This window comes from Pseudomonas sp. R3.Fl, from assembly GCF_023516765.1.
Classification (GTDB): domain Bacteria; phylum Pseudomonadota; class Gammaproteobacteria; order Pseudomonadales; family Pseudomonadaceae; genus Pseudomonas; species Pseudomonas citronellolis.
This window is the reverse complement of sequence record NZ_JAMGSO010000001.1, coordinates 3033597-3059661: the sequence shown is the minus strand read 5'-3', so window position 1 is coordinate 3059661 and position 26065 is coordinate 3033597. Positions and strand designations below refer to the sequence as shown.

The following is a 26065-nucleotide window of genomic DNA, read 5'->3' as shown; positions in this document are numbered from 1 at the left end:
GGTCAGCCGGCCTTGGGGGCGAACGGGCGCGGGTGCATGACCGCGCGCTGCCGTTCCTCGGCTAGGAACTTCATGATGATCGGCGCCACCGTCTCGGCGCGGGTCACCAGGAACAGGTGGCCGTCGTCGATCACGTGCAGCTCCGCGTTGGGGATGCGCCAGGCCAGCAGGCGCATGTTCACCAGCGGGATGATCGGGTCGTCGTCGCCGGCCAGCACCAGGGTCGGCTGCTGGATGCGGTGCAGCCAGTGGATGCTGGTCCAGCCCAGGCCGGCGAACAGCTGCCAGTAGTAGCCCAGCTTGCCCGAGGAGCGCACTTTGGCGGCGAAGGCCATGGCCAGCCGGGGATCGCGGCGGAAGGCCCCGCCGTAGATGTCCGGGGCGATGTGCGCGCCATAGGACGGCTGGATGTAGCGCCGCGGGCTGGCCATGCGCCAGAGCACCTTGGGCTTGCCCGGGACCATCACCGCCCCGGCGGCGGTGGCCGCCAGGATCAGCTTCTTGCAGCGCTCGGGATAGTCATGGGCGAACTGCTGGGCCAGGGCCCCGCCCCAGGACACGCCGATGGCGGTGACCTGCCCGTAGTCGAGGTAATCGAGCATGCGCGCGGCCAGCTTGGCCAGGCCGGGGAAGCGGTAGGGCGTGCTCGGCGTGGACGAGCCGCCGACGCCGGGCACGTCGAAGGCGATCACCTCCAGGTCCGGGTCCAGCGCGGCGACGAAGGGGAACACCAGCTCCAGGTTGGCGCCGATGCCGTTGAAGATCAGCAGCGGCGTCATGTGTCCCTTGCCCGGGCGCACGGCGGTGCGGATGGTCTGCCCGTCGAGGTCGATGGTGCGGAACACGAAGGGCTGCGGCGCGAGCACGCGCGCCCGCGTCTCGGCCGGCTGCTGCGGCTCGGCCGCCTTGGCGGCGGGGCGCGCCTTGCGCTGGCGCGTGGCCTGCGGCGCCGGCTCGGGCTGGGCCGGCGCGTCCTGCTGCTCGGTGGCGTCGGGTAGGTTTTCTGTCTTCATCGTTCGTGTACGTAGGTGCCGGGGGATGCTTCGCCAGCCGGGTGGGCCTTGTTGCCCAGGGCGGTCGGCGCCTTTTTCAGCTTGCCCGCGCGCTCGGCCAGCCACTGTTGCCAGTGCAGCCACCAGGAGTCGGCGTGCTTGCTCGAGTTTTCCTGCCAGGTCTTCGGATCGACGGACAGGTCCGGGCCGGTCATGAAGCGGGCCTTGGGGTTGCCCGGCGGGTTGAGGATGCTCTGGATGTGCCCGCTGTTGGAAAGGATGAACTCGCACTTGCCGCCGAGCAGGCGCGCCGAGCGGTAGCAGGCTTCCCAGGGGGTGATGTGGTCGCTGAGGCCGGCCACGCAGTAGAAGTCGCAGGTGACCTGCTTGAGGTCGATGGGCGTGCCGCCCACTTCCAGGGCGCCGGGGCGCGTCAGTGGGTTGCTCTTGAACATCTCCACCAGCTCGCCGTGCAGCGCGGCCGGCAGGCGCGTGGTGTCGTTGTTCCAGAACAGGATGTCGAAGGCCGGCGGCTCGTTGCCCAGCAGGTAGTTGTTGACCCAGTAGTTCCAGATCAGGTCGTTGGGGCGCATCCAGGCGAACACCTTGGCCATGTCCTTGCCCTCCAGCACGCCGGACTGGTAGGAACGGCGCTTGGCGGCTTCCAGGGTCTTCTCGTCGGCGAACAGGGCGACGGTGGTGTCCAGCTCGAAGTCCAGCACGCTGACCATCTGGGTGAAGGCGTGCACCTTCTCCTCGCCCAGGGCCGCATAGTGGCCGAGCAGGGTGACGGTGGTGATGCCGCCGGAGCAGGCGCCGAGCATGTTCAGGTCCTTGCTGCCGGTGATGGCCAGGACCACGTCGATGGCTTCCTTGAGCGCCTCGATGTAGGTGGTCAGGCCCCATTCGCGCTGGGCCTTGGTCGGGTTGCGCCAGCTGATGATGAAGGTCTGCACCTGGTTGCGCAGGCAGAAGCGCGCCAGGCTCTTCTCCGGCGACAGGTCGAAGACGTAGAACTTGTTGATCTGCGGCGGCACCACCAGCAGCGGGCGTTCATGCACGCTCTCGGTGATCGGCCGGTACTGGATCAGCTCCAGCACGTCGTTGCGGAACACCACCGCGCCCTCGGTCAGGGCCAGGTTCTTGCCCACCTCGAAGGCGTCCATGTTGACCTGGCTGGGCATGCCGCCGTTGTTCACCAGGTCCTTGGCCAGGTGGCTCAGGCCGTCGAGCAGGCTCTTGCCGCCGGTCTCGAAGAAGCGTTTGACCGCGGCCGGGTTGCTCAGGGTGTTGGTCGGCGCCATGGCTTCGGTCATGAGGTTGATGACGAACTGGCCGCGGTTGATGTCCTGGGGCGACAGGTCGCTGTTGCCGATCCACTGATGCAGCTCCTTGCGCCAGGCCAGGTAGGTCTGCAGGTAGCGGCGGTACAGCGGGTTCTGGCTCCAGGCCGGGTCGTTGAAGCGGCGGTCGTCGTCGGCCGGGCGCAGCTCCGAGGTACCGAGCAGGACATTCTTCAGCTCCAGGCCGAAATGGCCGACGTGCTTGACGCTGTGGAAGGGCTGCCGGAGAGCCTGCAGCAGCACCATGCGGGCAGTGGACAACAAATCCTTGCCGCGAATGCCTATCACCGGGTTGAGGTTCAGGGTGTTTTCCGCGGCTTGCTGGGGCAGATCGTTGTTCTTCTTTTCGGTCATCGGCGACGCTCCATTGTCCTGAGACGAATACTGGCGGGGCTGCACCTAGGTGACGGGCCAAGTACTGCTCGGGTTAGCGGAACGTGGAGCAGGCTCCACGCATGTCAACACTTGGCGGCATCGCTGGGGTCCTGGGCCCGCGTCTGCAACGGCGTTGCACTGACTTGGTTACCCGAGATTCCCCCGCCGCGCAAGCTGGTGCAGCGTGGTTCCCTGCGCCCGAGTATGTCGCGAAAGATTAGAAAACGCGCCCTAGAGCGCTCGCTCGTCCGCAGCTCGAATACAGGAAACACGCGGTTTCCAGTGTGCAGGGCGAATGTTGCAAATGACGTGCCCTGATCGGGGGCAGGAGGATGGCGAGGCGCCGGCGCTCGGTAAACCGGCGCAAAGGTGGGTTCAGAGCATCAGCCGGACCACCGACTCGTCGGGGTCGCGGGACTTGCCGGCGGCGGCCAGCTCGGCGAGGTATTCGGCCCACAGCTGGTCCTTGCGGGTGCACAGCTGGTAGAGGTAGTCCCAACTGTACAGGCCGCTGTCGTGGCCGTCGTCGAAGGTCAGCTTGAGCGCGTACTGCCCGGCCGGCTCCAGGCCGATGAGGGCGACGTTCAGCTTGCCTACCTGCAGCACCGGGTTGCCATGGCCCTGCACCTCGGCCGAGGGCGAATGCACGCGCAGAAACTCGGCGGAGAGGTCGTAGGACTGCTCGCCGTACTTCAGCGTGAGGGTGCGCGAGGCCTTGTGCAGCTGGATGGCAGAGGGAATGTGCATGGGGGCTCCCGCATAGAGGCTTGGAGGCTGGAGGCTGGAGGCTGGAGGCTAGGAGCGTACGGCACCGTCGCCGGGACAAAGCTTTTCGCTCTTGCCTATAGCCTTCAGCCTATAGCCTCTAGCGGCTGTTAGAGAATATACCGCGACAGGTCCTCGTCCTGGGCCAGCTCGCCTAGGTGGCCGTTGACGTAGGCGGCGTCGATCACGATCGGCTTGTCGCTGTGCTCGCTGGCCAGGTCCGCCGCATCGAAGGAGACTTCCTCCAGCAGGCGTTCCAGCAGCGTGTGCAGGCGGCGGGCGCCGATGTTCTCGGTCTTCTCGTTGACCTGCCAGGCGATCTCCGCCAGGCGCTGGATGCCGTCGTCGGCGAAGGCGATGTCCAGGCCCTCGGTCTTCAGCAGCGCGGTGTACTGCTCGGTGAGCGAGGCGTGCGGCTCGCGCAGGATGCGCTTGAAGTCGTCCGGGCTCAGGGCCTTTAGCTCGACGCGGATCGGCAGGCGGCCCTGCAGCTCCGGCACCAGGTCGCTGGGCTTGGACAGGTGGAAGGCGCCCGAGGCGATGAACAGGATGTGGTCGGTCTTGACCATGCCCAGCTTGGTGTTGACGGTGCAGCCCTCGATCAGCGGCAGCAGGTCGCGCTGCACGCCCTCGCGGGAGACGTCGGCGCCGCCGACGTTGCCGCGCTTGGCGATCTTGTCGATCTCGTCGATGAAGACGATGCCGTTCTGCTCCACGGCTTCCAGGGCGCGGGCCTTGAGGTCTTCCTCGTTGACCAGGCGCTGGGCCTCCTCGTCGCGGATCAGCTTCATGGCCTCGGCGACCTTCAGCTTGCGCGTCTTGCGCTTGCCCTTGCCCATGTTGGAGAACAGGTTCTGCAACTGGTTGGTCATCTCCTCCATGCCGGGCGGCGCCATGATTTCCACGCCGGCCGGGACGTCGGCCACCTCGATGTCAATCTCCTTGTCGTCCAGCTGGCCTTCGCGCAGGCGCTTGCGGAACAGCTGGCGGGTGTTGGAGTCCTCGCGCGCCGGCTCGTCGCCGAAGCCGGCGGTTCGCGCCGGCGGCAGCAGGGCGTCGAGGATGCGTTCCTCGGCGGCGTCCTCGGCGCGGTACTTGACCTTCTGCACTTCCTGCTCGCGGAGCATCTTGATCGCGGCGTCGGCCAGGTCGCGGATGATCGACTCGACGTCACGGCCGACGTAGCCCACCTCGGTGAACTTGGTCGCTTCCACCTTGATGAACGGGGCGTTGGCCAGCTTGGCCAGGCGCCGGGCGATCTCGGTCTTGCCGACGCCGGTGGGGCCGATCATCAGGATGTTCTTCGGCGTCACCTCGGCGCGCAGCTCGGCCGGCAGCTGCATGCGCCGCCAGCGGTTGCGCAGGGCGATGGCCACGGCGCGCTTGGCGTCGTCCTGGCCGATGATGTGGCGGTTGAGTTCGTGGACGATCTCGCGGGGAGTCATGGACATTTGTTCGGCTACTCCGGAGCGACAGGGCCTCAGACGGCGCTGTCGAGCTCCTCGATGGTGAGGTTCTGGTTGGTGAACACGCAAATGGAGCCGGCGATGTTCAGCGCCGTTTCGGCGATCTCGCGGGCGGACATGGCGTCATCGGCCTTCTGCAGCAGGGCCATGGCCGCGGCCTGGGCGAAGCCGCCGCCGGAGCCCATGGCGATCAGGCCGTGCTCGGGTTCGACCACGTCGCCGTTGCCGGTGATGATCAGCGAGGCGTCCTTGTTGGCCACCGCCAGCATGGCTTCCAGGCGGCTCAGGGAGCGGTCGGTGCGCCAGTCCTTGGCCAGCTCGACGGCGGCGCGGACCAGGTGCCCCTGGTGCTTTTCAAGCTGCTGCTCGAAGCGTTCGAAGAGGGTGAAGGCGTCGGCGGTGGCGCCGGCGAAACCGGCCAGCACCTGGCCGTGGTAGAGGCGGCGGACCTTCTTCGCGTTGCCTTTCATGACGGTGTTGCCAAGGGAAACCTGGCCGTCGCCGCCCATGACGACTTTGCCGTTGCGGCGGACAGAAACGATAGTGGTCAAGGGGGAGTTCTCCACACAGCGGGGCATTGGTGCCCGAATGCGGAGTCATATGGGGATGAAGGACGCGGCCTTCAAGGCAGGGCGACGGACGTGCCTTGAAGGCGGCGTCCGACGGACGCCGCGCGAACCCGCCCAAGGCGGGCCCGCGCGGGGCTTCAGCGGGTCTGGCGCTGCTGTAACAGCAGGTTGCTGAAGCCGTTGGCCGACAGTTGTTTCTGCGCCGCGGAAACCTGCGAGCGGTCGCTGAACGGCCCGACCATCACCCGGTACCAGGTCTCGTCGCGCACCGCGCCGGATTCCACCCGCGCGCTCTGGCCGAGGAGGATCACCTGGGCGCGCACGCGGTCGGCGTCGGCCTGCTTGCGGAACGACCCGGCCTGCAGGAAGAACTGGGTGGCGGCCACCGCCGGCGGGGCGATCGGCTTGCTCGCCGGGGCCGTGGCCGGCGGCGTGGCCTTGGCCTGGGCGGCCGGCTGCTGCGCCGTTGCCGGTTGCGGCGGCGTGGCCGGCTTGACCACCGCCGGCGGCGGCGGGGTCTGGCCGTTGAGCGCGGCCTGGGCGCGGGCGGCGTCGATCTTCGCCGCTTCCTCCGGGGTGCTGACCACCGTCGGCGTCTGCGGCTTCTCCGGCACGGCTTCCGGCGGCACCACCACTTCCGAACCCGGCAGCAGGGTGTAGAAGTCGTACTTGGGCTTCACCGCCACCGCCGAGGGCTGCTGCGCCGGCGTGGCCGGCTTGGCGCCCTGGGCGATGCCCGGCTTCTGCTGCTCGGGCTTCTCCCGGCGCACTTCGTTGCGGCCCGGTTCCAGCTTCATCAGGAACATGATGAAGCCGCCGATGGCAAGGCCTGCGACCAGCCACACCCAGCCGGGGACCGAGGTCTTCTTGGCCGGGGCCTGGTAGCGGCTGGCGCCGCGCTTGGGAGCGGGTTTCTTCTTGGCCATGGAGGGTTACATGCGTTCCAGGGTTTCCAGGCCCAGCAGCTCCAGGCCCTGCTTGAGGGTGCGGCCCGTCAGTGCGGCCAGTTTCAGGCGGCTTTCCTGCTGCTCCGGGGTCTGCGCGGCGAGGATCGGGCAGTGCTCGTAGAAGCTGGAGAACAGCCCGGCCAGTTCGTACAGGTAGGCGCAGAGGATGTGCGGCACGCCCTTGAGCGCGACATTGTTGAGCAGGTCGCCGAACTGCGCCAGTTGCGCGGCCAGGGCCTGCTCCTGCGGAGCCTCCAGGACGATCTTGCCGCCGACTTCGTCATAGCCCTTGCCCAGCTTGCGGAAGATGCTGGCCACGCGGGTGTAGGCGTAGAGCAGGTAGGGCGCGGTGTTGCCCTCGAAGCTGAGCATCTGCTCGAAGTTGAAGCTGTAGTCGCTGGTGCGGTGCTTCGACAGGTCGGCGTACTTCACCGCGCCGATGCCCACGGCATGGGCGATGTGGCGCAGCTCGGCGTCGCCCAGCTCGGGGTTCTTGGCCTTGACCAGGGTGTAGGCGCGTTCCTCGGCTTCGTCGAGCAGGTCGATCAGCTTCACGGTGCCGCCGTCGCGGGTCTTGAACGGCTTGCCGTCAGCGCCGTTCATGGTGCCGAAGCCCATGTGCTCCAGGTCCATGCCGGCCGGGACGAAGCCGGCGCGGCGCGCCACTTCGAACACCTGCTGGAAGTGCAGGGCCTGGCGCTGGTCGACGAAGTACAGCACGCGGTCGCAGTGCAGCACCTTGTTGCGGTAGCGCATTGCCGCCAGGTCGGTGGTGGCGTACAGGTAGCCGCCGCCGGCCTTCTGCACGATCACCGGCAGCGGGTTGCCTTCGGCGTTCTTGAGCTCGTCGAGGAACACGCATAGGGCGCCGTCGTCCTCGGTCAGCAGGCCCTTGGCCTTGAGTTCGTCGACCACGTTGGCGAGGTCGTCGTTGTAGGCGCTCTCGCCCTTGACGTCGGCCATGGTCAGCTTCACGCCCAACTGGTCGTAGACTTTCTGGCAGTGCGACAGGGAGATTTCGTTGAAGCGCGTCCACAGGCGCAGGCACTCGGCGTCGCCGGCCTGCAGCTTGACCACCAGTTCGCGGGCGCGGTCGGCGAACTCGGGGGACTCGTCGAAACGCTTCTTGGCGGCGCGGTAGAAGACTTCCAGGTCGTGCAGTTCGGCCTGGGCGTCCACCGGCTGCTCTTCCAGGTAGGCCAGCAGCATGCCGAACTGGGTGCCCCAGTCGCCCACGTGGTTCTGGCGGATCACGGTGTCGCCGAGGAACTCCAGCACCCGGGCCACGGCGTCGCCGATGATGGTCGAGCGAAGGTGGCCGACGTGCATCTCCTTGGCCAGGTTCGGCGAGGACAGGTCCACGGCCACGCGCTGCGCCGGGCTGGCCTTGCGCACGCCCAGGTGGTCGTCGCGCAGGGCGGCGTCGAGGCTGGCGGCCAGCCAGGCCTGGTCCTGGAAGAAGTTGAGGAAGCCGGGGCCGGCGATCTCCACCTTGGCCACCTGCGGGTTGGCCGGCAGCGCGGCGACCAGCTTGGTGGCCAGGTCGCGCGGCTTCAGGCCGGCGGGCTTGGCCAGCATCATGGCGATGTTGCTGGCGTAGTCGCCGTGGCTGCGGTCCTTGGTGGTCTCGACCTGGATGTCCGGGCTCAGCCCGGCCGGCAGGGTGCCGTCCTCGACGAGGCTGGCGAGGGCGTGCTGGATCAGCTGGCGGATGGTGTCTTTCATGGCGTTTCTCCGTGCTCGCGCGCGACTCGGGGCGCTCGACCGCATATCTGGCTCAGAACCGCGCATTATCGGTGCCCGGAGGGCGCAGCAGCAAGCCGTAAGCTTAAAGCTACAAGCAAAAGCCCATCTGGACCTTGATTTCTGCCAGGGTGGGAGAGGGCGGTGGGGCGTATACCCTACTGCGGCTATGGCGTATCGGGTCGTGATTGCCACTTAAAGAGCGCGCTGCAGTGTCTTTGCGAGCTGTCTTGTCAGGAGCGCCGGTGCTTCTTGGTATGAGCGGGCTTTCATTGAGGCTCTGAATATAACGGCCTCTTTCTTATATTGATGGCACCGTAAATCACTATCTTCCTAATTCAGATATTCGACATGCCGAGCCATCAGGTTGGGGCGCGAGAAGGTATCGATGGCCTCTATTTTCACTGTCATCTCACGGCAGTGAGCCTTGAAGGTTTCATCGTCCATATCGATCCAATAGCGAGGGTTGCGGCCGGTTTTGCGGTCATGCTCGGCAGTGATCGGGTCGTTGGCGCGGTACTCTTCCAGCGCTGGCGTGTCGGGCAGAGGACGACTGGTATCCATGTAGTTCTGAAGTAGATCCCAGAGTGCACAAACTTCCTGCGGAGTCTGTTCGGCTCCGAGCAATGCGCCGACCTTGACCCGGATATCGCGGTAGCGATGCATCAGGAACAGCACATTGAGCGGGGAGCCTTGGCGATCCGGGCTGGTATGGATATAGGCATCGAACTCATAGAAAGGCGCGCTGACTTCACCGATCACACCGGTCTTTTTGAAGGTCTTGTAGTCATACAGCGTGACGAGACCTGTTCGGCGATTCAAGTCCCAGAGTGGGCCTTTGGGAGGGCGGAACCAAAAGCCAGGAAAATAATTAACAACGATATGTCCTACTGCCCAACACACTAGAGTTGGGATGAGTATGGGCAGATATCCTGATAGCAATTTGTACCACTCTCCAGCTTCCCACTGGTAAGTACTTAGCTTTGATAAAATTAATAAGTAGCTGATTGGAAATGCCACCATAAAAAAGATGGTTGATATTTTTCCGAAAAACTCCAGTATCAACCAAAATTGGGAGCTGCCTGGTAATCTGGCCATTCTAAAATTCTGGTGATCATATTTTTGATGTAGCTCTACATCGTCGAAAGGAGTTTTCTTATAGGTTCCATTTTTCAGCTGCTCAGATTTTTCCTGATGTATCTGGTCATGCCTGCGTATAGCTTGGGGCGTTAAAAAGCCCAGAAGATTGGAGGGGATAACATCCTGCGTACATCCCCAGGGCAGACGAGTGCAGGAAAATTTCTGATACAGACCTCGCGCCTGCGAGGCTGGTTGATCCGGAATCCGATCCGGACGGTAGCTGGTAGGCGAGTAGTAGTCCTGGCTTGTCATCAATTGCTTGCCTGATGGGTTTGCTCGTCGGCCCAGAAGGGGCGCCCTGTACTGCCGAAGTCCGGCTTGGCGTACTCCGGCCCATAAACCGTTGCCGCCTTGATGCCTGGCGTGGGGAATATACGGTTTTGCCCTGCGCCCTGAAGGATGAACTGCGCCCGCACGGCCCAGCGCTGGGCCAGAAACTGTTCCGGCTTGTGGGGTTGCAACACATGGACAGCCGGCGTCTGGAAGTACAGTTCCAGTGCATCGGGAAACAGCCGCTGGGCCAGCGGCGCCTGGGGTGGCTCGTGAGTCGCCGAGCGGACCTCCGTATAGGCGGCTTCGCCTTTTACGTTGACGGTATGCACCGGGCGCAACCGGCATTCGGCGCGAATGTCGACGTTACCCAGGTTCGCCAGCAAGCCGGGCAAGGCGCTTTCCAGGCGGATCAACGTGTTGGCCTGGCGGACGCGGAAGGGAATCGGCTCGTTTACATCCAGTTTGGCGGCGGGTTCGAAGCGGGGATTGGGCTGGATGCTGATGCGGATATTCGCGAGCACGCCCACCAGGCGGTAGAACGCCTCGTCGGAGTTAAGTAGGTGGGCGGCCTTTTCGCCCTGCCCTTCGCCAAAGGGACCATTGCTTAGCCAGTCCTGCAAAGGCGTAGAGGACAATGCGTAGACCAGGCCTGCCCCTGCGCCGACCAGTAGCAGGCAGAGCCAACCCGCAGGGGTAAGGCCGAGGAAAGTGGCACTGCCAGCCAACCAGCCTCCCGCCGCCCCAATCAGTGCGCCACTGGCCATGAGCAGGTAGCCATACATGGCTTGATCATGCCATTGCCAAGCGTACCAAGCGTCGTAAAGACTCACACCGCAGAATACTATTCCAGCAAAGGATTGCAGTATCAGCCGCCCCGTGATGCTTTCTATTATCGAGATCCCTAACTCCCCCATGGCTTTTGTAATTACCTGTGGGACCCGAAATAGAGTTTTACGTGCTATAGCTAGGGAAGACTGGTTGCCAGCCAACTTGACCGTCAGAGCCTCCATAGCAACCAACGTGTCAAAAATAGCACTTAAAGTCCCACTAACTGACCTATATTGCCCTTTCTCTCGTGTGTTCTGATCCCACGCATTCCACTCCGCCCTCACATTCCACATCTCCAACATCAACACCGCTGCTGAAAACGGTGTGGAATTGAGTATGCGATAGGCCCGCGCATTCTTCTGCTCTTGCAGTGCTCCCACCGCTTCGCTCAGCGCGGCGCCGCGTACCTGTGCCTCCCGGGCGGCAACCTCGGCGGCGGCGTCGGCGGCCTGGGCCGCGGTGAGGCGCTTGTTCATCTCGCCGACCAGGCGCGCGGTCGAGTGGTTGCGGGGGATGGCGATGACCCAATGATCGCCTTTCACGATGTCGTCGCCCTGGATGCGCTGGCGGTCGGTGCTGCCCAGCACCTTGCCTTGCGGGCTGAGGTATTCGCCATAGTAGCGGGTGGCCGTGCGCGGCCGGGTCGGCAGGTCTTCCATGCCGAACAGGTAGTGAGTGGTCCTGTCGAATTGGTTACGCCGCACGAATACGGCGTAGCCGAAGGTGCCCGGCAGCATGCTGCGCAGTTGCTGCAGCCCGGGGCCATGCAGGCCAAGGGTGATCGGCCGGCCTTGCCGGCCAAGCTGCCGCCGCGTCTGGGCGAGTCGGGCGTCGGCGCTCTTGGCGGCCTGCTGGGTGGCATTGGCGTTGGCGATGGCCTGGCTGGACAACTGACGCACGTTGTCCAGCGCGTCCTGGGCGACTTCCATCGCCCCTTGCAAGGTGTCGAAAACGCTCATCAGCGCGCCGTTGAGGTTTTTGCCGCCGAGCGTCAGGAAGCTGTCCAGGCTGGCGCCGGCGAGCAAGGCGCCGAGCAGTGTTTCATCGAGGGTGAGCCAGTTGTCGGCGGGCGGGACCACGGCGTTTTCCAGCTTCGCCAGTTCTTCTCCACGGAATTGCCCGGTTCCCGGATTGGGCGCGACGGGTTTGGGTTCGTGCGCCTTGCAGAGCCGGGGCTCGTCCACGTCGGGCCAGAGCAGGCGATGCAGGGGGGACCGGGTGTCTTGCTGGAGCTTCGCGAGGAACTTCTGCCCCTCGCTGACGCGCGGGCTGGTGGGGCTGCCGTTACCCGTGGCGTCGTTGAGATCGCCAGTCGGCGCGAGGGGGTCGACCTGTGCAGGATTCAGCGCCAGACAGGCCAGGGTGCGCGTCGTGGCATGCAGCGCGCCCAGGTACTGGAATCCCTCCAGGCTCAGGTGATCGGCCAGCGTGGCGACGCTACGCGTCTGTTCCAGCGCTTCACGCAGCAGGTTCTGCGCGGACATGAAGCCTTGCCACGCCTCGATACGCTCGAGTACCGCGGTATTGCGATTGATATCGTACAACCCCTGGCGGCTGAGCTTGTCGATCTCCTTGTGCAGTGGATTGGGCTTGCCTTGCAGGGTGCGGGCGACAACCAGCTGTTGCACCAGCAATGCGCTGCCATGGTTGGGCTGCGTGGCGGCGTGGCGGGCACAGACCTGCAGCAGCTGACGATGATTGTCTATGCGGCTTTCCAGGTGGCGCATGCGATACCGCGCATCGTCCAGAAGCACGCCGCAGAGCTGCCGTGGGCGTACCTTCGCCAATACGTCCGTCGCTCCCGGCTGCGCTTGCCAGACATCTTCCTCCGGCGGCGCCGCTTCCCCCGCCGGCGGTTGCGCCGTTTTCAGGCTTCTCGACAGGGCATCGGCGACGGCGCTCAGTTCCAGCAGGTGAGTCGGGCTGGTCTTTTCTCCCAGCATGCCCTGGTTGAGGAAGGCCATCGCCCGTCGGTATTCCTGATCGGGAAACTGACCGCTGAGGTCGCAGAGGTAGCGGGCGGGGTGCTCCAGCAGATACTCGAAGATCTGTGCGCGGGCGCGCTGGGGGGCGACCAGCGAAAGCGGGAAGGCGCGGTGGTCCAGGTTCAAGCGCGCGACCTGCGCCGGCACGCTGGTGGATACGGAAACACTGTCGCGGGCGTCGAACTGCGAGAAATGCTCGAGCATGGCGGCGCCATCCGGCTTGCCCCGATAGAGGTCCTTGAAGACGCGCGAGCTTGCCTGCAGCCGGAACGACTGGCAGCGTCGGGCCAGTTCGTCGGGATGGCATTCGAGGAAGTTCAGGCGCGCGGCTCCCAGCTGTATCTCCGAGTAGCAGAGGCGCAGGTCCGAGACGTCCCGGTCGTTCCATCGGGCCGGTAGCCAGATATCTTCCAGCCCCTGCCCCGTGGCCTGGCGTACCTCGGGTTTGAAGCCCTGGCCGGTGCGGTAGCGCGCGACATCGATGTCATGGAAGAGCGTCTTGTCGCTATCGGTGCGAATCTCCAGCTCGCGCCACAACTTGTCTCGATAGAAGACATAGAGGTAACCGGGGCGGCACAGCACGGGCGCACCGAGGTCGTAAGGGCTCTTGGCGCCCCTCAGGGCGGTGAGGGGTAGCACGGGGATGACCTGGTTCCACTGCGCGTCAGCTTGCCTGGGGGTCACCCGCAGGTCGTCGCATAGCGGCACCCGGATGGGGCTCCCTTTCTGCGAGGCGATTTCCAGCCAGAGATGACGCTTGGGTTGCCCGCTCCAGTCCCACACATGCAGAACGCTGCTGCACAGTTCGTCGGCGAGGTTCTCCGGCTTGCCCTGCTTGGTGAGCCACTCCTGCTGCTGGCTATCCTTGTCATCGTAAATCACCAGTTTCTGGCTGGCCGGATGTTCCTTGCCGATAACCTGAACGATGAGTTTGCCGGTCTCGCACGCCGGGCCTCCGCCCAGTTTGCCGATCGATGCGGTCATATATGGTCTTCCTTGTTCATGCTGCCTTGCCGCAGGTGCTCTTCCAGGTAGGCCAGGCGCTCGTCTGCGGTATTTCCGGAGAGTTCCGCGGGCGCCTTCTGGCCGCGATAGGCGACACGAAGGTCGAGGTAGCGCGACATGGGGTCGCTTTCCTCGAAGCCAACGGCCAACCCTTCTCCGAAGTACTCCCAGGCTTCGGCGAAGGGCTGCCCGGGTGTTTCCAGCCACTGGAAGACAAAATGTTCTCGCTGTTGTTGCAGCAATGCGGCTTCCTGCTCGGCGCTGAGGCAGGGGGGCAGCGAGTCCTGGGGGGAGACCCAGCGTTCGAACCGCGGGTTGTCCCGATTCCTCCAGCCTTCGCGCCCCTCGGCCTTTTCGCGCCAGGTCCCGCCATGCCAGCCGAGTCTCTCGATCGGCCCCATCCAGCGGGCCTGTTCCTCCATATTGGCCGAAAAGAAGTAACTGGCGGTTCGAGGGCTCCAGTAGCGCAGCAGGCCCCGGCGCAAGCCACCGTCGAAACGCACCACGAGAATCCGGCGGAGATGACCGAGCAGGGTGCGCTCGTCGGCCCGGCTGTGGATCAACAGGCCCGGCCACTGTTCGGGGGCTTCCTGGAACGCCGACAGCAATGCCTGCCCCGCGGGCATCCATACCGGGCTCTGATCGACGTAGAGCGACAGTTCGGTCTGATGGAAGAGCCGGCGTGGAGCGCGGCCTTCTCCGAGCAGTGCGAGGCGCTGGAGCAGGTCGTCCGAATGGTCCAGCAGAACGGAGGTTGGCATGTTCAGAGCACCTCCTTCATCGCCTTGCGGCATGGGCAGTCACTGAGCGGGCACTGCAGTGGGGTGCCTCCCCTGGGCTTCTGGCACAGTTCTACGATCGGCATTTCCGATTTGAGGCGATGCTGCAGGACAGCACCCGGAGCGCTCTCGTCCGGCGCTTGGAGCTTGCCTGGCAACAACGGCGCCGCCGGCGTGCCCAGGCCCGGGCTGCCGCCGCTGTTGAGCATCACCTCGGCACCGCTGAGGGTGACGCCGCCGGGGTCGAGCTTGACGAAGCTGCCGCCGGCCTTGAGGGTCAGTTCCTGGCCCGCGTCGATCGCCACCTTCTCGCCGGCGTAGTAGTGGATTTCGTTGCCAGCCTCGATGAACTGGCCATTGCCGAGCTTCACGTGCTGGTCATTACCCACCGAGAGATGGTCGTCGGCGCGCACCTCGACCTTGCGGTCGCCATGGGTGGTGCGGTGTTCCTCGGCCTTGAACTCGCTGTAGGCGTTGGCTTCCACGGTGTCGTGGCGTTCGTGGCCGACGCGGATCTTCTGGTCGTGCTCGATGTTCTCGTCCCAGTCGCGCTGGGCATGCAGGTAGATCTGCTCCTGGCCCTTGCGGTCCTCGATGCGCAGCTCGTTGTAGCCACCGCCGCCAGGGCTGGAGAGCGTCTTGAACAGGCTGCGGGTCTTGTTCGCCGGCAGCTCGTAGGCCGGCAGGTGCTCGGCGTGGTACAGGCAGCCGCTGATCAGCGGCTGGTCCGGGTCGCCTTCGAGGAAGGTCACCAGCACTTCCATGCCGATGCGCGGAATGGCGATGGCGCCGTACTGCTTGCCGGCCCAACTGGAGGCCACGCGCAGCCAGCAGCTGGTCTTGTCGTCGGCCGCACCGATGCGGTCCCAGTGGAACTGCACCTTGACCCGCCCGTACTTGTCGCAGTGGATCTCCTCGCCCTTCGGCCCCGTCACCACGGCGGTCTGGCTGCCCAGCACGCGCGGCTTGGGATGCGCCAGCGGCGGGCGGTAGGGCACGTCCCAGGGCGTGGCGAGGAAACGGTTGCGGTAGCCCTGGTGGAAGTCGTCCTGGCCGTCGCGGGTGTTGCTGGTGACCGACTCTTCCAGCACCTGCGGCTGCTTGCCTTCGTGCAGCACTTCGGTAAGCAGCCAGAGGTCGTTCCACTCGCCGCGCGGGTGCTCGCGCAGGGGCAGGAAATGGCCGCTGCGCAGGCTCGGCTGGTCGCTGCGGCCCTCGGCCTGGCGGTAGTCGGCGCGGTGCCTTTCCAGGCTGCGCTGGCTCAGCAGCTTGCCGCGCTCGCGCTCGGTGAAGCGGCCGGGGTAATCGTAGTCCTCGAGATCCGGGCGGCTGTCGCTGCGGGCCATGCTTTCCAGTTGCAGCCTGGGCTTCTCGAAGTCGTAGTCGCGGCGGCTGACGCGGGCGGTACGGGTTTCCAGGCGCTGGCCGAAGCGCTTGATCACCGGCTGGTCGGCAACCAGGCCGGAGTCCTGCTGGTAGGCCACCGGGGCCAGCTTGGGGAAGGCCGTCTGGTCGTCGCCGAACACCAGCAGGTGCCCGTCGGGGCTGTGCTCGAAGTGGTAGTGGAGGCCTTCCTCTTCGCACAGGCGCTGGACGAAGTGCAGGTCGCTCTCGTCGTACTGGGTGCAGTAGTCGCGCGGCGGGTAGACGGTGGGGCCGAGCTGGAGGCGCTGGGCATCGGCGAGGATGCCGTGCTCTTCCAGCACCTGGGTGATGATCTGCGGCACCGTCAGCTGCTGGAAAATGCGCTGGTTATGCCGATGCGCGAGGTAGGCCAAACGTGGCACCAGGCTCACTTGGTAGCGGGTCAGGCGCTGGCCGGATTCGCCCTGGGCCACCCGGTGCAACTGGCCATGGATGCCGTGGCCCTGCCCCAGGTCCAGGTAGGCGCCCTTGTGCAGCAGGCTTTCCAGGTCCAGGTCGGGACGTTCGCTGACCAGCTCGATGTCGAAGCGATAGGGTTGGTTCAGGGCTTCGCGGCCATGGAATTCGAGCACCTGCAGGTCGCTGTCGAGGCCGTCGATATTCAGGCTGAAATGGGGCTGGTTGGCCGGGGCGAACATCCTATGTTCCTCTGCGCGGAGGGCCTGCCCGGCAGTTGCCGCAGCGCCGGCTCAGGCCTGGAAAAGACACATCGGCCGGAAACCCGGCCGATGTGAACAGCACGTGTCGCGACCGATCAGGAGGCGATCGGGGTGCGCCAGTCGTCGGAACCGGAGGTACCGGAAACCTCATGGGTCCAGACGATCTTGCGGTAGGTGAAGTAGACGTCTTCCAGGTGGGTGAAATGCGCCATGTTCGGGTCCTGGCAGTTCGGCATGCGCGACTGCACGTCGACGATCACCGCGTCTTCCAGTTCGATGGTGAAGTAGTGCTCCTGGGTGCCGGTGGAGGAGGTGCGGTACCACTCCAGGCGGCACTTGTTCAGGCGCTCGCCGGAGGTCAGAGCGTTGAAGATCAGCGGCGAGGACTTGTCGAAGACCTTGGTGATCATCAGCGGCTTGTGCACGCGCTGGCCGGTCGGCTGGCCGGACTGCGGGTCGCGCGGGATGATGACCTGGTGGTTGAACGCCTGGACCAGGACCTGGTCTTCGTGGCCTTCCTGGAAGATGTTGCCGACCGAGTCCTCGGTGAAGGTGCCGGCGGTGATCAGGCCCTGTTTGGTGCCTTCGAGGGACAGATACGCGGGTGTTGGCATGAAAGCTCTCCTTGCCGTGTGAGTTGATGGCCCCGGGGTTCACGACCCAGTGGGAGCCCTGGCAACACAATTTGCGTGCCAGCAACCCTGCAGCGCCCGCCTCCTGGGAGCTGCAGCAAACCTGCAGCTGTTGTCCGAAGGCGTTACAGGGACTTTCTGCGCAACTTCTTGCGCGCTGCTGTGCAAGAACTTGCCATCCCCTTGCAGGCAGCGTGAACAAAGGCTTCCAGCGGTCTATCCACAACCCTGCGCAAGATAGGCCGTGCAAGAAGTTGCGCGCCCCGCAAGCCCCTCGCGCCCACGGAGCTTTTCAGCTTGCAGCCGCTTTTCTAGAACAGATCGATCGGATCGACGTCCAGCGACCAGCGCACCTGGCGCCCGCCGGGCATGCTTTCGAGGATCGGCAGCCAGCACGACAGCAGGCGGTGCAGCGGCACGCGGGCGCTGCTCATCAGCAGCAGCTGGGCGCGGAAGCGGCCGGCGCGGCGTTCCATGGGCGCCGGCACCGGGCCGAGCAGCTCGACGTCGCTGCCCAGTTGCGCCTGCAGGCGCTCGGCTTCGGCGCAGGCCTCGTCGAGGAAGCCTTCGGCCTGGCCCGGCTTGTGCGCCTCGGCGCGCAGCAGGGCCAGGTGGCAGAACGGCGGCAGGCCGGCGGCGCGGCGTTCGGCCAGGGCCTGGTCGGCGAAGGCGAAGTAGCCCTGCTCGGTGAGTTGCACCAGCAGCGGGTGGTCGGCCAGGTGCGTCTGGATCAGCACCCGGCCGGGCTCCTCGGCGCGCCCGGCGCGGCCGGCGACCTGGACGATCTGCTGGGCCATGCGCTCGCTGGCGCGGAAGTCGGCGGAGAACAGCCCGCCGTCGGCGTCGAGGATCGCCACCAGGGTGACGCGCGGGAAGTGGTGGCCCTTGGCGAGCATCTGGGTGCCGACCAGGATGCACGGCTCGCCCTTGTTGATGGTGGCGAACAGGTCGCGCATGGCGTGCTTGCGCGAGGTGCTGTCGCGGTCGATGCGCAGCACCGGGTAGTCGGGGAAGAGGATGCGCAGGCGCTCCTCGGCGCGCTCGGTACCGGCGCCGACCGGGCGCAGGTCCAGTTGGCCGCACTTGGGGCATTGGCGCGGCGGGCGCTCGCGGTGGTCGCAGTGATGGCAGCGCAGCTCGCCGGAGCCCTGGTGCAGCGTCATGCGTGCGTCGCAGCGCGGGCACTGGCTGATCCAGCCGCAGTCGTGGCACAGCAGGGTCGGGGCGAAGCCGCGGCGGTTCAGGTACACCAGCACCTGCTGGCCGGCGCCGAGGGTTTCGCCGATGGCGCGCTGCAGCGGCATCGACAGGCCGGCGTCCAGCGGCAGGCTCTTCACGTCCAGGCGCTGGAACTTCGGCGCCTGGGCGCCGCCGGCGCGCTGCGTCAGGCGCAGCAGGCCATAGCGGCCGCTGGCGGCGTTGTGCAGGCTTTCCAGCGAGGGCGTGGCCGAGCCGAGCAGGATCGGCACCTTCTCCAGGCGCGCGCGCACCAGGGCCAGGTCGCGGGCGTGGTAGCGCAGGCCTTCCTGCTGTTTATAGGAGGCGTCGTGCTCCTCGTCGATGATGATCAGCCCGGGGTTCTTCAGCGGGGTGAACAGCGCCGAGCGGGTGCCGATGACGATGTCGGCCTCGCCGTCGCGGGCGGCCAGCCAGGCGTCCAGGCGCTCGCGGTCGGTCAGCGCCGAGTGCAGCAGGGCGATGCGCGCGTTGAAGCGGCGCTCGAAGCGGCTCAGCGTCTGCGGGCCGAGGTTGATCTCCGGGATCAGCACCAGCGCCTGCTTGCCGGCCTCCAGCACCTGGTGGATCAGCTGCAGGTAGACCTCGGTCTTGCCGCTGCCGGTGACGCCGGCCAGCAGGTAGCTGTGGAAGGCGCCGAAGCCGGCGCGCACCGCTTCGCAGGCGGCGCGCTGCTCGGCGTTGAGCGGCAGCTCGGCCTGGGCCAGCCAGCCGCCGTGGTGTTCCGCCGGCACGTGGCGGCGGCTCTCCAGCGTGGCCAGGCCCTTTTCCACCAGCAGGTCGAGGCTGTCCTTGTTGATGTCCAGCTGGCCGAGCAGTTCATGGAGCACGCCGTGGGGGTGCTGCTGCAGCGTCTGCAGGGCCTGGCGCTGGCGCGGCGCACGGGCCAGGCGCGGGTCGTCCAGGCGCGCGCCGGGGACGGCGAGCCAGAAGCGCTGCACCCGCGCCTCGGCCGGCTCGCCCTGGCGCAGCAGGTTGGGCAGCGCCCAGGACAGGGTGTCGCCGAGGCTGTGCTGGTAGTACTGCGCGGTCCAGCGGCACAGCTCCAGCAGGTGCGCCGGCATCGGCGGCTCGCGGTCGAGCACGGCCAGCGCCGGGCGCAGCTTGTCCTCGGGCACTTCCGAGGTGTCCGCCAGCTCCACCAGCACGCCGACGATCTCGCGGCGGCCGAAGGGCACGCGCAGGCGTACGCCGGGCTGCAGGCGGCTGGGGTCGAGCCCGCGCGGCGGCAGGTAGTCGAACAGGCGGCGCAGCGGCGAGGGCAGGGCGAGGCGCAGGATGCTGGGTCGGGGCACGCTGTGGGCTTTCCGGGGCGTCGTGAGGCGGCGATCTTAGCACGGGCCGCGGCGACGGTCGGTCGGCGCCCCGACTTGCGCTGGCGGAAGTCTCTGGTATGATCCACGCCCTTAATTTGCGTGCGGTGCCCGGTAAAGATCCCGCCCGCGGTCCTCGAAGGCCGTGGCTCGGCTTCTGCCAGAGACTGGGTGGCGGCACACCAACCAGAGGAAGACATCATGAAACCGGAAATCCATCCCGCGTACGAAGAAATCGAAGCCACCTGCAGCTGCGGCAACGTGATCAAGACCCGTTCGACCCTGTGCAAAGGCATCCACCTGGACGTCTGCTCCGAATGCCACCCGTTCTACACCGGCAAGCAGAAAGTCGTGGACACCGGTGGCCGTATCGATCGCTTCAACCAGCGTTTCGCCATGTTCGGCGGCAAGAAGTAAGAGCGATTTCCGGAAAAGCCCCGATGGCCTTTCCCGATCTGCTGAAAAAGGCGCCCCTGCGGGGCGCCTTTTTTGTGCTCGCGATTTGCCTGGGCGCACCGGCCCTGGCGGCGTCCTGCCCGGCGCCCAGCGACGCCGGCACGGTGCGCGTGGCGCGGGTGGTGGATGGCGACACCCTGAAGCTGTCCGATGGCCGCAACGTGCGCCTGATCGGTGTCAACGCCCCGGAGCTGGCCCACGGCGGGCGCAGCACCGAGCCCTTCGCTGAGGCCGCGCGGCAACGCCTGCAGGCGCTGGTGGCGACCAACGACGGCGAATTAGGGTTGCAGCTCGGACGCCAGGGCAAGGACCATTACGGCCGCACCCTGGCGCACCTGTACGACCGCCAGGGGCGCAACATCGAGGCGCAACTGCTGGCCGAAGGCCTGGGCTACTTGGTGGCGGTGGCGCCCAACACCGAGCTGACCGCCTGCCAGCAGGCTGCCGAGCGCGAGGCGCGCAAGGCCGGCCGTGGCCTGTGGAAACGCCCACCGGTGCAGGACGCGCAAAGCCTGCGCCAGAGCGGCTTCGCCATCGTCCGCGGGCGCGTCGCCCAGGTGCAGCGCAACCGCGGTGGCCTGTGGCTGGAGATGGACGGTTCGCTGGTACTGCGGATCGAGCCTAAGCTGTTGAAAGCGTTCGATAAGCGCACGCTGGAGGCGCTGCCCGGGCGCACCCTGGAAGCGCGCGGCTGGGTGATCGACCGCTCCGCGCGCGGCGCCGTGAAACCGGGGCAGGCACGCTGGATGCTGCCCATCACCGACCCGGCCATGCTGGAGCTGCTGCCATGACCAAGACAAGGATGCTGTTGCTCACCTGCCTGTTCACGCTGAGCGGCGTGCTGGGCGGCTGCGCGGTCAACCCCGCCACCGGCGAGACCGACTTCGTCACCATGAGCGAGCAGGACGAGCTGGCCCTCGGTCGCCAGGCCAGCCAGGAAGCGGCCAAGCAGTACCCGCGTTACACCGACGAGAAGCTCCAGGCCTACGTGCAGCAGGTGGGCGAGCGCGTCGCCCGGGTCGGCGACCGGCCCACCCTGCAGTACCGCTTCACCGTGGTCGACAGCCCCGACATCAACGCCTTCGCCCTGCCCGGCGGCTACATCTACATCCACCGCGGGCTGATGGCCTACCTCAATTCCGAAGCCGAGCTGGCCGCGGTGCTGGGCCACGAGATCGGCCACGTCACCGCCCGCCACAGCGTGCGCCAGCAGAGCCAGGCCAGCGCCTGGAACGTGCTCGGCGCGGCGGTGGCCATCGGCACCGGGGTCAGCGCCGCCGGCGACCTCACCAACGTCCTCGGCACCGCCGTGGTGCGCGGCTACGGCCGCGACATGGAGCTGCAGGCCGACGGCCTGGGCGCCAAGTACCTGGCCCGTGCCGGCTACGACCCCAAGGCGATGATCCAGGTGGTGCGGGTGCTGAAGAACCAGGAGGACTATGCCCGCCAGGTCGCCCAGGCCAAGGGCGAGGCGGTGCAGCCGGTGGGGTATCACGGCTTGTTCGACACCCACCCGGACAACGACCGGCGCCTGCAGGAGGTGCTGGGCCCGGCCCAGGCCCTGGCCGGCGGCCAGCAGGAGGTCGACCGTGACCGCTACCTGAAGGCCATCGACGGCATGCCCTTCGGCGATTCCGCCGAGTCCGGCATCCGCCGCGGGCAAAGCTTCTACCACGGCGAGCTGGGCTTCACCCTTACCTATCCCAGGGGCTGGGGCATGCTCAACCAGCCCACCGCGCTGATCGGCTACCCCGAGGACCAGCAGGCCTACATCGGCATGAAGCTGGTGCCGCGCGACGGCCAGCTGAGCCCGCTGGAATACCTGCGCAAGGGCGCCGGCGGCCGCCTGGCCGACGAGCAGGAACTGAACCAGGCCGGTCTGAAGGGCGCCGCCGCGGTGATCCCCGGTTCGCCCGCGCGGCGCGTGGCGGTGATCTACAAGGACCAGGGCGCCTACCTGTTCGTGGGTGTGGTCAAAGGCCGCGCCTCGCTGGAAAGCCGCGACGCCGAGTTCCTCTCGGTGATCCGCAGTTTCCGCCCGCTGCGCGCCGACGAACGGAAACTGGCCGAGCCGCGGCGCCTGCAGCTGGTCCAGGCGAAGGCCGGGCAAAGCCTGGAACAGCTGGCAAAGGGCGGAAACGAGCCGGAATCTGACGCGATTTCTCGTATACGATTGCTCAATGATTTGTATCCAACTGGTCAGCCAAAACCCGGGGAATGGTTGAAAATCGTGCGTTAGCAGCATTGACACCGCAGCCCTGAAGCTATCTTGGCAGGCGCTTTCTTCCCGCGTATGCTCGGTCGCCCGTCTGTCCAACAAGCAATAAAGCGGAAGTGCCAAAAATGTCTGATCTCAAGACCGCTGCCCTCGAATATCACGCGCAACCCCGCCCCGGGAAACTCAGCGTCGAGCTGACCAAGCCCACCGTCACCGCCCGCGACCTGTCGCTGGCCTACAGCCCGGGCGTGGCCGAGCCGGTCCGCGAGATCGCCCGTGACGCCGAACTGGCCTACAAGTACACCGGCAAGGGCAACCTGGTCGCGGTGATCTCCGACGGTACCGCCATCCTCGGCCTGGGCAACCTCGGCCCGCTGGCCTCCAAGCCGGTCATGGAAGGCAAGGGCGTGCTGTTCAAGCGTTTCGCCGGCATCGACGTGTTTGACATCGAGGTCGACGCCGAGAGCCCGCAGGCCTTCATCGACACCGTCAAGCGCATCTCCATCACCTTCGGCGGCATCAACCTGGAAGACATCAAGGCGCCGGAGTGCTTCGAGATCGAGCGCGCGCTGATCGAGCAGTGCGACATCCCGGTGTTCCACGATGACCAGCACGGCACCGCCATCGTCACCGCCGCCGGCATGCTCAACGCCCTGGAAATCGCCGGCAAGAACCTGGAAAGCGCGAAGATCGTCTGCCTGGGCGCCGGCGCCGCCGCCATCTCCTGCATGAAGCTGCTGGTGAGCGTGGGCGCCAAGGTCGAGAACATCTACATGATCGATCGCCAGGGCGTGATCCACGCCGGCCGCACCGACCTGAACCAGTACAAGGCAGTGTTCGCCACCGAGACCGACAAGCGCACCCTGGACGATGCCCTCGACGGCGCCGACGTGTTCGTCGGCCTGTCCGGCGCCAACCTGCTCAGCGCCGAAGGCCTCAAGCGCATGGCGCCGAACCCGATCGTCTTCGCCTGCTCCAACCCGGACCCGGAGATCAAGCCGGAACTGGCCCACGCCACCCGCAACGACGTGATCATGGCCACCGGCCGTTCGGACTACCCGAACCAGGTGAACAACGTGCTGGGCTTCCCCTTCATCTTCCGCGGTGCTCTGGACGTGCGCGCCACCCGCATCAACGAAGAAATGAAGATCGCCGCCGCCCTGGCCCTGCGCGACCTGGCCAAGGAGCCGGTGCCCAAGGACGTGTGCGAGGCCTACGGCGTGTCGTCCCTGGAGTTCGGCCGCGAGTACATCATCCCGAAACCCATGGACAAGCGTCTGATCACCGTGGTCTCCGATGCCGTGGCCAAGGCCGCCATCGAGAGCGGCGTGGCTACCCTGCCGTATCCGAAGCACTATCCGCTGCAGTCGGTGGAAGACGTGTTCAAGGGCTGACCGGGCCGCTCTCTTCGGCTTGAGGCCGAAGGTGAAAGCGCCGTTTCTTCCGTGAGGGGGGAACGGCGTTTTCGTTTGTATGTCGGCGCGGGGCGAATGAATCGCGGACAGAGTCCGCTCCTACATCCGGGCGAGCATGGCTTTCCGTAGGATGGTGTTGAGCGAAGCGATACCCATCAGCGCAACCGCATGGGTTTCGCAAGCTCAACCCATCCTACGAAGAGCGCCTCGGCGCGGCCTCTAAACACCCTGCAACAGCCTGCCACAGGCATCCCAGGGCAGGGGACTATGCTGTAGAAAGGCGCCGCCCCTTCATTCGCCCGCGGCGCCGCTTCGGTCCTGGCCGGGGAGGCGTGCCATGCTCACGCTGTTTCGCCGCTGCGCTTTGCTCCTGCTGCTGTTCGCGGCCGGGGCGCTGGCGGCCCCGCCGGCGGTGGTGCTGACGGTGGACGGGGCCATCGGCCCGGCGACTTCCGACTACGTGGTGCGCGGCCTGCAACGCGCCGTGGACGAGGGCGCGCCTCTGGTGGTGCTGCGCATGGACACCCCCGGCGGGCTGGACAGCGCCATGCGCGACATCGTCAAGGCTATCCTCACCAGCCCCATTCCCGTGGTCGGCTACGTCGCTCCCGGCGGCGCGCGGGCGGCCAGCGCCGGCACCTACATCCTCTATGCCTGCCACCTGGCCGCCATGGCCCCGGGCACCAACCTGGGCGCCGCCACCCCGGTGCAGATCGGCGCGCCCGGCGCCCCGGAAAAGCCCCAGGGCAAGGACGGCAAGCCCGCCGTCAGCGAGGAGGACACCCTCAAGCGCAAGCAGGTCAACGACGCGGCGGCCTACATCCGCGGCCTGGCGCAGCTGCGCGGGCGCAATGCCGAATGGGCCGAGCGCGCGGTGCGCGAGGCGGTCAGCCTGTCCGCCGAGGAAGCCGTGAAGCAGAAGGTCGTCGACCTGCAGGCTGGCAACCTCGACCAGTTGCTGCGCGCCATCGACGGACGCAAGGTGCAGGTGGCGGGGCAGGCGCTGAGCATCCACAGCGCCGGTCTCGCCTGGGTCGAGCGCCAGCCCGACTGGCGCACCCGCCTGCTGGCGGTGATCACCGACCCCAGCGTGGCGCTGCTGTTGCTGATGATCGGCGTGTACGGGCTGATCTTCGAATTCGCCAACCCCGGCCTGGCGCTGCCCGGCGTGCTCGGTGGCATCTGCCTGCTGCTCGGGCTCTACGCCATGCAATTGCTGCCGGTGAACTACGCGGGGGTGGCGCTGATCGTCCTCGGCCTGGCCTTCATGGCCGCCGAGGCCTTCGTGCCCAGCTACGGCAGCCTGGGCATCGGCGGCATCGCCGCCTTCGTGATCGGCGGGCTGATCCTGCTGGATACCGACGCGCCGGGCTTCGGCATTCCCCTGGGGCTGATCGTCGGCGTGGCCACGGTCAGCGCGCTGTTCATCGCCGGGGTGCTGGGCGTGGCCATGAAGAGCCGGCAGCGCCAGGTGGTCAGCGGCGCGGCCGGCCTGGTGGGCAGCCTGGCGACGGTGGACGCGGTGGCCGACGGGGATGCCCACGCCGGCTGGGTACAACTGCAGGGCGAACAGTGGCAGGTCCGCTGCGCCCGGACCCTGCGCGCCGGCCAGCGGGTCAAGGTGCTGGCGCGCGACGGCCTGCGCCTGGAGGTGGCGGCCGACGACGAATCGGGAGGTGACTGATGGGTATTCCCTTCGGACTGCTGGTGGCGCTGGTCCTGCTGCTGATGCTGGTGGTCAGCGCCCTGCGCATCCTGCGTGAATACGAACGCGGGGTGGTGTTCCAGCTCGGCCGCTTCTGGAAGGTAAAGGGCCCCGGCCTCGTGCTGGTGATCCCGGTGGTGCAGCAGATGGTCCGCGTCGACCTGCGCACCGTGGTGCTCGACGTGCCGCCGCAGGACGTGATCTCCCGCGACAACGTCTCGGTGAAGGTCAACGCGGTGGTGTACTTCCGCGTGCTCGACCCGCAGAAGGCCATCATCCAGGTGGAGAACTTCCTCGCCGCCACCAGCCAGCTGGCCCAGACCACGCTGCGCGCGGTGCTCGGCAAGCACGAGCTGGACGAGATGCTGGCCGAGCGCGAGCGCCTGAACCTGGACATCCAGAAGGTGCTGGACGCGCAGACCGACGCCTGGGGCATCAAGGTGGCCAACGTCGAGATCAAGCACGTCGACCTCAACGAGTCCATGGTCCGCGCCATCGCCCGCCAGGCCGAGGCCGAGCGCGAGCGGCGGGCCAAGGTGATCCATGCCGAGGGCGAGCTGCAGGCCTCGGAGAAGCTGATGCAGGCCGCGCAGATGCTCTCCCGCGAGCCTGGCGCCATGCAGCTGCGCTACATGCAGACGCTGGGCAGCATCGCCGGCGACAAGAACTCCACCATCGTCTTCCCCATGCCCATCGACCTGCTCAAGGGGCTGCTCGAAACAAATGGACAGACTAAGAAGTGACTGACGGCAGGTCGGATGGGACTGAGGCGTCTACCCTGTAGGTTTTCTGAAAA

19 protein-coding genes are annotated in these 26065 nt (G+C 66.4%); 6 read left to right on the top strand and 13 right to left on the bottom strand.

The annotated features are described in order from the left end of the window. Window positions 1-2: 2 nt before the first annotated feature. From phaZ to M8R19_RS13385, 13 genes are all read right to left on the bottom strand, one after another. Entirely contained in the window at window positions 3-1013 is a 1011-nt protein-coding gene (gene phaZ / locus M8R19_RS13445) for a poly(3-hydroxyalkanoate) depolymerase (protein WP_245322974.1), read from the bottom strand. Continuing rightward, window positions 1010-2689 carry a class II poly(R)-hydroxyalkanoic acid synthase gene (gene phaC, locus M8R19_RS13440; protein ID WP_249918033.1) on the bottom strand — a complete coding sequence of 560 codons (1680 nt, stop codon included), beginning with the start codon at window positions 2687-2689 and terminating at the stop codon, window positions 1010-1012. Before phaC ends, phaZ begins: the two co-directional genes overlap by 4 nt. 396 nt (window positions 2690-3085) lie before the next feature. Next, window positions 3086-3457 carry a gamma-butyrobetaine hydroxylase family protein gene (locus tag M8R19_RS13435; protein ID WP_249918032.1) on the bottom strand — a complete coding sequence of 124 codons (372 nt, stop codon included), beginning with the start codon at window positions 3455-3457 and terminating at the stop codon, window positions 3086-3088. A gap of 128 nt (window positions 3458-3585) precedes the next feature. Further along, on the bottom strand, window positions 3586-4926 hold the full coding sequence (hslU, locus tag M8R19_RS13430; RefSeq protein ID WP_043319135.1) for an ATP-dependent protease ATPase subunit HslU: 1341 nt from the start codon (window positions 4924-4926) through the stop codon (window positions 3586-3588). 29 nt (window positions 4927-4955) lie between these two features. Further along, window positions 4956-5492: an ATP-dependent protease subunit HslV gene (hslV, locus tag M8R19_RS13425; protein WP_024128800.1), complete on the bottom strand. Its 537-nt coding sequence runs from the start codon at window positions 5490-5492 to the stop codon at window positions 4956-4958. A gap of 155 nt (window positions 5493-5647) precedes the next feature. After that, window positions 5648-6436 (bottom strand): SPOR domain-containing protein, encoded by a 789-nt coding sequence (locus M8R19_RS13420; RefSeq protein ID WP_249918031.1) that lies wholly within the window; start codon window positions 6434-6436, stop codon window positions 5648-5650. A 6-nt stretch (window positions 6437-6442) separates the two neighbouring features. Further along, window positions 6443-8182, bottom strand: a complete 1740-nt coding sequence (argS, locus tag M8R19_RS13415) for an arginine--tRNA ligase (protein ID WP_249918030.1) — start codon at window positions 8180-8182, stop codon at window positions 6443-6445. 351 nt (window positions 8183-8533) lie between these two features. Continuing rightward, window positions 8534-9418, bottom strand: a complete 885-nt coding sequence (locus M8R19_RS13410; protein WP_502943064.1) for a hypothetical protein — start codon at window positions 9416-9418, stop codon at window positions 8534-8536. 173 nt (window positions 9419-9591) lie between these two features. Then, window positions 9592-13410 carry a hypothetical protein gene (locus M8R19_RS13405; protein WP_249918028.1) on the bottom strand — a complete coding sequence of 1273 codons (3819 nt, stop codon included), beginning with the start codon at window positions 13408-13410 and terminating at the stop codon, window positions 9592-9594. Beyond that, the gene (locus M8R19_RS13400; protein ID WP_249918027.1) at window positions 13407-14192 is read right to left on the bottom strand and encodes a DUF4123 domain-containing protein; all 786 of its coding nucleotides are present in this window, start codon (window positions 14190-14192) and stop codon (window positions 13407-13409) included. Before M8R19_RS13400 ends, M8R19_RS13405 begins: the two co-directional genes overlap by 4 nt. Before the next feature lie 2 nt (window positions 14193-14194). After that, window positions 14195-16273, bottom strand: a complete 2079-nt coding sequence (locus tag M8R19_RS13395) for a type VI secretion system Vgr family protein (RefSeq protein WP_249918026.1) — start codon at window positions 16271-16273, stop codon at window positions 14195-14197. A 116-nt stretch (window positions 16274-16389) separates the two neighbouring features. Further along, window positions 16390-16908: an Hcp family type VI secretion system effector gene (locus tag M8R19_RS13390; protein ID WP_043269424.1), complete on the bottom strand. Its 519-nt coding sequence runs from the start codon at window positions 16906-16908 to the stop codon at window positions 16390-16392. A 329-nt stretch (window positions 16909-17237) separates the two neighbouring features. Further along, window positions 17238-19457 (bottom strand): primosomal protein N', encoded by a 2220-nt coding sequence (locus M8R19_RS13385; RefSeq protein ID WP_249918025.1) that lies wholly within the window; start codon window positions 19455-19457, stop codon window positions 17238-17240. A gap of 219 nt (window positions 19458-19676) precedes the next feature. Here M8R19_RS13385 and rpmE point away from each other — a divergent pair, with 219 nt between their 5' ends. From rpmE to M8R19_RS13355, 6 genes are all read left to right on the top strand, one after another. Further along, on the top strand, window positions 19677-19892 hold the full coding sequence (gene rpmE, locus M8R19_RS13380) for a 50S ribosomal protein L31 (protein WP_009615432.1): 216 nt from the start codon (window positions 19677-19679) through the stop codon (window positions 19890-19892). Window positions 19893-19915: 23 nt separating this feature from the next. Next, entirely contained in the window at window positions 19916-20722 is an 807-nt protein-coding gene (locus M8R19_RS13375) for a thermonuclease family protein (RefSeq protein ID WP_249918024.1), read from the top strand. Next, on the top strand, window positions 20719-22170 hold the full coding sequence (locus M8R19_RS13370; protein ID WP_249918023.1) for a M48 family metalloprotease: 1452 nt from the start codon (window positions 20719-20721) through the stop codon (window positions 22168-22170). The genes M8R19_RS13375 and M8R19_RS13370 overlap by 4 nt, the downstream gene beginning before the upstream one ends. 104 nt (window positions 22171-22274) lie before the next feature. Continuing rightward, window positions 22275-23543, top strand: a complete 1269-nt coding sequence (locus tag M8R19_RS13365) for a malic enzyme-like NAD(P)-binding protein (RefSeq protein ID WP_116425500.1) — start codon at window positions 22275-22277, stop codon at window positions 23541-23543. 358 nt (window positions 23544-23901) lie between these two features. Continuing rightward, window positions 23902-25248, top strand: a complete 1347-nt coding sequence (locus M8R19_RS13360) for an NfeD family protein (RefSeq protein ID WP_249918022.1) — start codon at window positions 23902-23904, stop codon at window positions 25246-25248. Then, window positions 25245-26012 carry a slipin family protein gene (locus M8R19_RS13355; protein WP_116425498.1) on the top strand — a complete coding sequence of 256 codons (768 nt, stop codon included), beginning with the start codon at window positions 25245-25247 and terminating at the stop codon, window positions 26010-26012. The genes M8R19_RS13360 and M8R19_RS13355 overlap by 4 nt, the downstream gene beginning before the upstream one ends. Window positions 26013-26065 lie beyond the last annotated feature (53 nt).